This window comes from Photobacterium sp. GB-56, assembly GCF_003026105.1.
Classification (GTDB): Bacteria; Pseudomonadota; Gammaproteobacteria; order Enterobacterales; family Vibrionaceae; genus Photobacterium.
Window position 1 is genome coordinate 22,838 of sequence record NZ_PYNW01000026.1, and the last position, 10,658, is coordinate 33,495.

Annotated in this window: 7 protein-coding genes; all 7 read left to right on the plus strand. The window is 35.5% G+C overall.

Annotation, left to right across the window (positions count from 1 at the left end):
• Positions 1-82 precede the first annotated feature (82 nt).
• Positions 83-2,161 (plus strand): type VI secretion system tip protein VgrG, encoded by a 2,079-nt coding sequence (locus C9J42_RS20265; RefSeq protein ID WP_107208777.1) that lies wholly within the window; start codon positions 83-85, stop codon positions 2,159-2,161.
• Positions 2,152-2,676: a DUF4123 domain-containing protein gene (locus tag C9J42_RS20270; RefSeq protein WP_045131087.1), complete on the plus strand. Its 525-nt coding sequence runs from the start codon at positions 2,152-2,154 to the stop codon at positions 2,674-2,676. Before C9J42_RS20265 ends, C9J42_RS20270 begins: the two co-directional genes overlap by 10 nt.
• A 3-nt stretch (positions 2,677-2,679) precedes the next feature.
• Positions 2,680-6,522 carry a hypothetical protein gene (locus C9J42_RS20275; protein WP_107208778.1) on the plus strand — a complete coding sequence of 1,281 codons (3,843 nt, stop codon included), beginning with the start codon at positions 2,680-2,682 and terminating at the stop codon, positions 6,520-6,522.
• Complete coding sequence (locus C9J42_RS20280) at positions 6,512-7,561, plus strand: hypothetical protein (protein ID WP_107208779.1); 1,050 nt, start codon at positions 6,512-6,514, stop codon at positions 7,559-7,561. The genes C9J42_RS20275 and C9J42_RS20280 overlap by 11 nt, the downstream gene beginning before the upstream one ends.
• Before the next feature lie 53 nt (positions 7,562-7,614).
• Positions 7,615-8,682, plus strand: coding sequence for a hypothetical protein (locus C9J42_RS20285; RefSeq protein ID WP_107294545.1), 1,068 nt, complete (start codon positions 7,615-7,617; stop codon positions 8,680-8,682).
• Between the two features lie 53 nt (positions 8,683-8,735).
• A complete protein-coding gene (locus tag C9J42_RS20290) occupies positions 8,736-9,809 on the plus strand; it encodes a hypothetical protein (RefSeq protein WP_107302269.1) in 1,074 nt (357 codons plus the stop codon).
• Between the two features lie 202 nt (positions 9,810-10,011).
• On the plus strand, positions 10,012-10,658 hold a 647-nt coding region (locus C9J42_RS20295), incomplete at its 3' end, for a hypothetical protein (RefSeq protein ID WP_146144073.1).

Sequence of the window (10,658 nt, forward strand, 5' to 3'; positions counted from 1 at the left end):
CTGTGTAGGCTGCTTTTCGTTTATGCCTTTGCTAAATACGCCGCAAGGCCGACGTTAGCAAAGGTTTAACCACGAGGTCAGTATGGCAACAAAAACGGGTTTGCAATTTACATTCGAAGTCGATGGGCTAGAGGCTGATGCCTTTGCCGTCACGCAATTTTCAGGCACTGACAACCTGTCTATGCCTTTCGCCTTTACCATCGACTTAGCCAGTCGTCACCCGGCCTATACGCCGCAAGAAACCGTCGATAACACGGCCACGCTCACGGTCTGGCGAGACGGTGAACAGCAACAGCAATGGCATGGCATTATTCGACGTTTTACCCAAGGTGACACAGGTCATCACCACACCTTGTATCAGGTGGAATTTGTACCGCCAGCAGCCCGCCTCGCGTTGCGCCACAATAGCCGTATCTTTCAAACACAAACGGTGCCTGAAATTATCTCGGTGATACTACAAGAATTAGGGATTACCGATGTTGATTTCGTTTTAACGCGAGATTACGTGCCGCGTGAATATTGCGTCCAGTACCGTGAAACAGATTTAGCCTTTATCGACCGCATTGCCGCAGAAGAAGGCCTGTTTTACAGCTTTGTCCATGATAATAAAAAGAATACCCTGCGCTTTTCTGATGACACCCAAAGTGCCGCTCGACTGGCGGCACCACTGCCTTATAACAGCCGCAGTGGTGGGCAAAGTGGCGTGCCTTTTGTGCGCACCTTTGCTCGCCATACGCAAATGCGCCCATCATCAGCGCAACTCAAAGATTACAGCTTTAAAAAGCCGGCTTATAGCTTCTTACAAACGGCCAATGCGAAAGAAGCCGATTACCAGCAAGCCAATTACGAACATTACGATTACCCTGGGCGTTACAAAGACGATGCCAGCGGTAAGCCGTTTACTTCTTTTCGACTCGAATCATTACGTCGTGATGCCAATACAGCCTATGGTGAAAGTAACACCCACGGTTTAATTGCTGGGGTGAACTTCACTCTCCAAGAACACGATGATGAGCAATGTAATGACGAATGGCTCGTGGTGGCGGTTAACCATATGGGCACGCAACCGCAAGCATTAGAAGAAGCTGGCGGACAAGGCGTAACAACCTATAACAATGATTTTATTGTGATACCCGGTCATCGCCCATGGCGAGCCACCTACACGGCTAAGCCTCGTGTAGACGGCCCACAAATTGCGATGGTTGTGGGCCCTGAAGGCGAAGAGATTTACTGTGATGAATACGGTCGGGTCAAAGTCCAATTCCCATGGGATAGATACAGTAACAGTGATGACAATGCGAGTTGCTGGATACGAGTCTCCCAAGGTTGGGCGGGGAGCCAATATGGCATGCTCGCACTACCCCGTATTGGTCATGAAGTGATTGTTGATTTTCTGGAGGGTGATCCAGACCAACCGATTATCACAGGCCGCACTTACCATGCGACCAACAAGCCCCCTTACCCGTTACCTGCCAATAAAACCCGTACGGTATTGCGCACAGAAACACACCAAGGTGATGGCTATAACGAGCTGCGCTTTGAAGACCAAGCAGGCAAAGAAGAAATATATGTTCACGCGCAAAAAGACGTGAACATGTTGGTGGAAAACGATCGCAAAGACGACATCAAACACGATTTACACCTTGATGTAGACAATGAACGCTTCACCCACATCAAAACCCACGACCACCTAACCGTCGACGGTGAAAGCCGTACCCATGTAAAAGCCGATCAAACCGTTGCGGTTGATGGCAGCTTACACATGAAACAAGGCCAAGCATTATTGGTGGATGCGGGTAATGAAGTACACCTTAAAGCAGGCTCAAAAGCCGTGATTGAAGCGGGTGCTGAAATCACGCTGAAGGCTGGCGGCAGCTTTATCAAAATAGATGCATCTGGCGTTTCAATTTCAGGGGCAGCGGTCAACATCAATGCAGGTGGCAGTGCGGGCAGTGGCTCTGGCTTTGGGGGTTTATCACCGTTATTACCGCGTGCGGTTGAAGCGGCACATAAAATTGAGTCCGTTTCTCCACTCGTTCACTCACCAACAAAAGCATTAGAGCATGCCGCAAAACTAAATTTGGCAGCCGTGGGGGTTTGTTTAAAACAAGAAGGTAAAACAACTTGTGGATTATGTAATGGAGAACACGCATGTTCTTAGAAAGTGAAAACCATTGGATTGTTATTGATACTCCAGATAGTCAACAATCACTTAATTTTATTACAGCGCAAGGGTTCGATTACTTTTGGTGGTATACCAATACACCTTTGGCTGACTCTTTATCTGTTTCTCCTCTTTGGGTAAAGGTTCCATCAAATAAAGTGGAAGAAATATTGACGAGGTTCTCTAGCAGTGCAGTGTTTGCAAGTCAGTTAAATGATGAACAATTTGAAGACTACATAAAAACTCTTGTGCTAATGCTTAGCCCTACCCACAAACCCTATGTCGTTCGATTTTATAACCCTAAATATTTGCAGTATTGGTTCGCGGATCTAACGACAGAACGCCAAGAAACGCTATTAGGGCCAATCATTCGTATTGGATGGAAACAAAATGGAGCTGTTCATACCATTGAAAATCATCACCCTAGTTCGTTCGAAAATTCAAAGACAATTGCTTGGTTTCAATTGAATGAAGTTGAGTGGGATCTACTTAAAATTGCGTATAAGAAATAAATTATGGCTAAGACTTTAGATTTAACCAATACAGAATTACAACAATGTGATGTATTTAGTTCAGACGGAGTAACCGCTGGGCCCTGTGAACCTAAAAACGTTGCTGATATTTTATATATTCCTCAGCAAAAGAAATGGTTTTATGTTTCAGCAAAAGATGCTGAAGAATTAAAGGCGCAAGCTGATGAATTAGATGATACCGTTAAAGTGGTAACGGAAAAATTGTATTCAGGCGATGCCAAAAAGGATGAACAAAAAGGTAAAGAGGCGATCCAACAAGAAGTGCTAGAAAAATTAAATCAAAAAGGCATTCTTGAAAACTATAAGATCCGCTCATTTACTTATTTTTTATCCTCTGAAAAAGATAAAAGTGACTATGTCCAATGTCTTTATACGAGAAACTTAATTCAAACCTATGTCAAGATTATTGAAAATACGTCAAAAATACCAAAACTAGAGAAAGTTGCCGCTGCTGAAGATTCAATTATTGAGCGTTACAGTCAACAGCTAGGTCTGACGTATTCAGATTTGGCGGAAGATTCTATTGTACGAAATACCATGCGAGCGATTGAGCATAATATAGAATTACGTAATTCGACGCGGATTGGTTACAGTACAAAAAAAGACTTAGTTAATTTTCTCAATACGCAAGTCATTAAGCAGTTGAGCAATCAAATTGAACAATATGAGGAAAAGGCTAAAGAGCAAGCGAAAAAAGAAGGATTCTTATGGTATCAAAGTTTACTAACTGGTAAATATCGTTTTGTTAAAGGTGATGAAAAGTTCGTTGAGAAAAGTTATAACGGATACATTGCTCTTCGAAAAGATTTTAATGATATGTATAGAGATCCTCAATATGACATGCTTGATGATTTCGAAAAGTACAAACAAAAAGGAAATGTTCGAACAAATAGCATTGTTGCTGCAAATGTATACAAATGTTTGGAGCTATTGAATGCTCAAGGGATGGCGGTTCCAGAGCAAGTGCTATCAAAAAAAGAGCTTTTTGCTACAGATCAAGAAACTCAGAAAGCGTTTGATGATTTGGTCAGTAAATTGAGTGATAAATCTATATTAAGCAAGTTGGATAGAACTGGGCGTGACCTTACAGATAATATAGAAATGCTACGCTTTGATAGTAGTAACCCGAAAATACTTCACGAGATTAGTAACCACAAATTTATCTTATTTATCGAAAAGTTAGGGTATTACAATTGTCTTGCTTTCTCTGATGCTTTAGATAAAGCGTTATCCGCAGATATCCAAGAATACATTACCGAAATTTTAGGAAACAAAACAACTGCTCTTAACTATGGAATGGGTGGCATATATATTCTTGCAGCGATACGTTATCAAATCGACTATCTAAAATATTGTGCAAATCAAAATTTAAAACAAGGGAAAGTAAATTTTTGTCTTGATAGCAATAAAATTAAACAATCATTACTTGCACTTGATACCATTACTTGGTCTTCTAATGATATCAAATTAACTGAATATAAATTTGCATGGAAAGAGTCGGATACGCACATAGTTGAATTTTTTATCATGAGCGAAGAAAATAAACCTCGTTATATGATAAGCAGTGATTTAAATAAATTACTAGACTCTCATGGTCTCGTTACAGAGTTAAAATTAAAAGACAATATAGATGTTGCTCGTGGCGTTAAAGATGAAGACATTAAACAAGCCAATTCAGCCGATTCATTACAGGCTGGAATTAAGCAAGCTATAAAATTGGCTCGTGATTCTGTAAAAAATAACCAAACTAAAACAGTCAATCTTAATAGTGATATCCCTGATAGTAGTATTGATAAATTTACAAAATACACTTCCCTTATTCAAATGTCACAAACTATAGGTGGAGGAAAGGGGCTAAGTTATATCGTCAATGCGCAAGCTGAGCTATTTCGCTTTTGTGCTGATAATTGCCGCTTTGAAGCTGATTATCCAGAGTCTTTTGAGGATCTTGTAAAACGAGCGATTAAACAGACAGATATTGCCAGTATAGAAGCGTCGGCCAGTATTGATATATTGAGTGGATATATGTCAATAAAGCAGATGCTGCCGAGCCGTAATGGCTTTCCTATGATTATATCCGCACGTTTTGGTGAGCAAAATAAAGTAAAGGAACTGCATTTGGGGCAATTAAGATCGGATGTTGATATGGTACTTTATGGAAGTGTCGGGATCGGATTAAGTTTAAGTGCGGCAGTTTCTATGACATCAACGGACGGAGGCCTTTCTCTTTCACCTATTTTACCTGGTGATACCAATCTACCAAATGGCGGCTATATTGCTGGCTCTGTTGATGTATTCGCGGGTGCTCGTGCTGGTGTTACTGTATCCAGTGATGTTAAATGGTGTAAACCAATTAAGAATATGCAGGGCATGGTGCTCGATCCTCTAAATAAAAGTTGGATTGCTCAACTTACGCCAATGCAAGCTAATAATTTAAGAACGACAAATAATTATCACGTTCGAGAAGATCGAGATTGGCATCAAATAGGACGTTTCTGTAATACGACTGAGAAAAGTTTTGGTATTGGGCTACGTGGCACACTCAAATTTGGCTATCGAAAGAATCAATATATTCTAACTTGTGGTGGTGGTCTTACTGTTGGTGGTGGAGGCTATGTAGAGCAGACGATAGCACTATATCCAGAATCTTTACTTGAGTTTGTTAATGCTTTCGTTGACTTATTGGCAAGCAATGATTTTCGACGCTTAGATATTTTTACGGAGAAAGACGATGAGGATGGTACTTTAGATGGTAATCAAGTATTAAATACTCTCATTACGATGACTATGGTGACAGGACTGGAGGTTTCTCAGCTGGCTTTATTAAATATGAATGAAGTGATAAAGCAAGAGAAAAAAATCTTGGTTCATGGGCATGCTGATATGATTGCGAATAATATAATATCATTTCATAATAAGAATCAGAATATACAGGATATGAAGCCTTGGTTTAATAATATGCCCCCAGAATCAAGAGCAAGACTTTTATATTCTCTAACGGTTGATAGTACTCTTCTTGACATTACTCTAGGTGTCAAAGTTAGTGAGTTAAAACGCTTTAATCAGTCTCCATTTCAAATATTAAAGCCACCACAACTTTCTGAAAAAGAAAAAGAAAAATTAGTAAATGGTGTTAATGAGGAGGCCCCTCGTTGGATAGCTATCTGTAAATTACTTAATTTTTGGGTTAATCAAGATAGTTATATTTATAAGTCTGTTGAAGATAGACAAATATGCGAAACTTTTACAAGATTTAATGCTCTTGGTAAAGTAATGCTTGTGAGGGATTATGCTAATAAATTGATTCCTTATATTGTTTGGGGGAAGTTAAAAGAGTTTTTAGAGAGATATGATCAGTTCTATATTGATGGGTTAGATTATCACGAAAGCATTAACATTAATGAACTTTATTTTGTAAATAAAGTTAAAGATAATATAGATGCATATTTTAATTCTTACCCTGAAACTAAATACAAAGTAATAAAAAGAAAACTTTATGGTACTGATTTGGAATTTGTAGTCTTTAATGGCGAGAGAACTAACCTCTCATTAGAATTGAAATTTGGATATTACCATTTAGCAAGGTCTAAGGTTTATCCTGATGAATATAAAGAATTTTCTGATGGCCTATTATCATTTATAAATTCACCATCGAAGATGATAAAGTCTAGTATGGTTAAATCAATAAATAATTTAGTTGATAATATGGTTGAAAAAGAAAATAGTATTGGTGATTTCAAAAATAAAAAACGTATATTAGAAGCCATTAAGAATGGTGACATGAGTGCGTTATTAGATTTGATGGATGGTTATTATGAAATTTAATAGTATTCTAATTTTTTTGTTTTTATTCTCAGGTTGTGTTTATTCTAGAAGCGAAATAAATAAAAGTAATTTATCAAATGATGATTTAAAAAAAATAAACTTAGCAAATATTTATTTGGAATATGGTAAAGACAACAAAGAAGCTATTAAACTTACAAAACCATATATAAAAAACAATGACAATATTTTTGCTAGGTATATATATGCATCAGCATTAGCGCGTTATGATCTGAAAACTTCGTTAGAAATGCTAAAAACATTAACTAATGAGGAATATCCTTATGCGATGGAAACTTATGGGAAGAAAAGAACCTGCAAACTTAATAAATATAAGAATGCTTGTTTAAAATATGGATATGATAAATTATTGAGTCAGACGTATTTAGATTGGAGAAAAATAGATCCTTCTGAACAATATAATGAATTTTATCAACAGTTTCTTGATACCCCATGGGATGAAAGAATTAACAAAGAGCATACTTGGTTTAATCCTAAAATCGATAAGCTTCTTCGTCAATGCGCTAATGATAATGTGTTTCAATGTGCAAATGAATTACAAAATGGATTATATTTTATTAATAAAAGAACTCCAGAACAAGAGAAAGATTATCAGTATTATAGAAAACTAGCGAAGAAAATATTAATCAACGCAGATAATTTATATCTAAAAATAGACTATATGGATAGATGTTTTGATAAGAGTAAATATAGAGATAATGATATTTGTTTAACTAAAAATGAAAGTTATACGATGTTGACTAATTTAGCTAAAAAAGGAGATTTATCAGGATATCATACATTATCGTTTTTACTATATAAAGATATATATGATTTTAGTTTTCCAAGATATGTTTTATATCCAAAACTCTTATCATCATCTAAGCTAAAAGACATTTTTGATAATGCATTAAAATTGAATAATGGTGTTGGATGGAGTTATAAGAAAAAAAATTACAATATAGAACCTTGGGAAAAATTGCATAACGACGAAAGCCTAAGCGGATTTTTTAACAAAGTAAATAAGTTAGATTCCGAATAGTGACTGGTTAGCCTCCTTAAAGCCAGGGGGCTAGAACTATAGGTAAATAGATAATGAAAAAGATATTTTATGGGCTGATTTTATGTATTATCCTGTTAAATCCTGTTTTTGCTATAAATAAGACCATAAAAAATGGTTACTCTTCGATATTGTCAAATGTAGATAGAAATAAGATATATCTAGCAAAAAATTTTCTTACTTATGGAGCTGGTTTTAAAAAAGCGATAGAGTTAACTGCTCCTTATATTAGCGATAAAAATAATATAGAGGCAAGATATATTTATGCAGTTTCATTAGCACGTTATGATCTAAAAACATCTTTAGAGATGTTAAAAGCCTTAACTGATGAAGGATATCCTTATGCCATGGATACCTATGGAGAGAAGAGAACCTGTCAACTTAATAGATACAAAAAATTGTGTGATAATTCAGGATATAAAAAATTATTAAGAACAATGTATTATAAATGGAGAAAAGGAAATTCATCTGAATTATTCAATGAAGATTATGAGCAGTATCGTTATATGTCATTTGAAGAGAGAGTAAATAAAGAGAGAACATGGTTCACACCAAAAGCTGAGAAACTTCTAAAACAATGTGCAGAAGAGCGTTTTTTTTATTGTGCTGATGATCTTCAAAAAGGTTTATTTTCTGTTGAAAATAAAACTGATAAACAGAGAAAAGAATACGAGTATTATAAAAAACTAGCTAAAGATATTTTAATTAATGCAGAAAATAAATATTTAAGAATTGACTATCTTGGATATTGTAATGAACCAGAATCAGAATCTAATATTTGTCCATCTAAAAAAGAATTAGGATTAATGTTAACTAATTTAGCTAAAGAAGGTGATTTAAAAGGGTATCAAGTTCTTGCTTATGAATTATTTCATAATGACAATACAAAAAATTATCTTAGATTTTCTAAGTATCTAAGATATCCAGATTCAAAGTTAGACCCTAAATTAAAAAAAGAATACGATAAGGCGATAAAATTAAACAATAATCAAGGATGGGATATGGAAATGCGAAGTTATAGCATTGAACCATACGAAAAGTTGTATAACGACGAAAGCCTAAGCGGATTTTTTAACAAAGTAAATAAGTTAGATTCCGAATAGTGACTGGTTAGCCTCCTTAAAGCCAGGGGGCTAGATCTATAGGTAAATAGATAATGAAAAAGATATTTTATGGATTGATTTTATGTATTATCCAGTTAAATCCAGTTTTTGCGATGGATAAGATAATGAAGAATGGTTATTCTTCTGAGTTGTCAAATTTAGATAAAGGTAAAATATATCTTGCGAAAAATTTTATGGTGTACGATTTTGATTTTAAAAAAGCGATAGAGCTAACTACACCTTATATTAATAATAAAGATAATATAGAGGCAAGATATATTTATGCAGTTTCAATGGCACGTTATGATCTAAAAAAGTCTTTAGAGATGCTAAAAGCTTTAACTGATGAAGGATATCCTTATGCCATGGATACCTATGGGGAGAAAAGAACCTGTCAACTTAATAGATATAAAGAATTATGTGATAATTCTGGTTATGACAAAGTATTAAGATCCACTTATCGTAAATGGAAAAAGGGAAACTCATCGGTATTATATAACGAAGATTATGAACAGTATCGTTATATGTCATTTGAAGAGAGAGTAAATAAAGAGAGGACATGGTTCACACCAAAAGCAGAGAAACTTCTTAAGCAATGTGCAGAAGAGCGTTTTTTTTATTGTGCTGATGAACTTCAAAAAGGTTTGTTTTCTGTTGAAAATAAAACTGATAAACAGAGAAAAGAATACGAGTATTATAAAAAATTAGCTAAAGACATTCTAATTAATGCAGAAAATAAATATTTATCAACTGGGTTTATTGGGGTTTGTTTTAAATCAAAAGAGAAATCATTATCGGATATCTGTCCATCAAATAAAGAGTTAAATACAATGCTCGGTAATTTAGCTAAAAATGGAGATTTATTAGGGTATAACTCGTTAGCTTTTATTTTATTCTATGCTGAAAACAATGAGGATTATATTAATTTCTTAAAATATTTAAGACATCCACATTCAAAAATACCTACTAAATTAAAAAAAGAATATGATAAGGCGATAAAATTAAATAATAATCAAGGATGGGATATGGAAATGCGAAGTTATAGTATTGAACCATACGAAAAGTTGTATAACGACGAAAGCCTAAGCGGATTTTTTAACAAAGTGAATAAAATGATTTCCGATTAATACCCTATTCCCCCCTTTATTATGAGGGGGGATTTTTAACTATTGAAAATCAAATTCTTGGTAGGTTTTCTTAATTTAACCTACTCTACATTTCCTTTCACTATCTACACCTCGCGCAAATTATTGCCTAGTAATTTTTAGGTGTACTATTGTGCATTAAAATCAATCAGCTTCTCAGTCCGCTAAGTTAAGGTCTAAATGCATGAAAGTAACTATTACTACCCTACTATTAGTTTTCTCTTTTTTAGCCTTAACCGGTTGCTCAAAAGCAACAGAGCCACAACAGGCCGATATTGCTGTGTTTGAACAATTTTTATCAGAAAATCCTATATCGTCAGTAAGTCCAACCGTTGATATCGCAAGTATATACCAACAAGGGGATCCACTTTTTGAAAGTGTTTTATACATCCAACGTAATCTTTGGGCTGAGGCAAAGACACAACTTGAACCGATGGTAAAAAACCAAAATCCTGACGCAAAATTTTGGTTAGCATCAATTACATGGGGAACGGGTATTAAAAACAACCCTATGGCTAAAAAGCTATATATGGAATCAGCTGAACAAGGCAACCCTTATGCAGCATTGTTTTTTTCGCCTAAAAACGATATTTGTCAAATGTACTATTCCAGTGAATGCAGTGAGGAATGGGTAGATAAAGCACAAAAACTTTTTGTAGAAAAAGCAAAAACAGGCGATGTTCGTGCCGTATATTACAGTACAGTATTGAAACCAGATTTAACCCACGAGCAATATATTAGTGCCATTATCAACGCAGCGAAAAGTCACTACTACTACCCGCTTGTTGAATACTCTAATAATTTAAGAAAAGCAGAAGATTCCAATCAAGA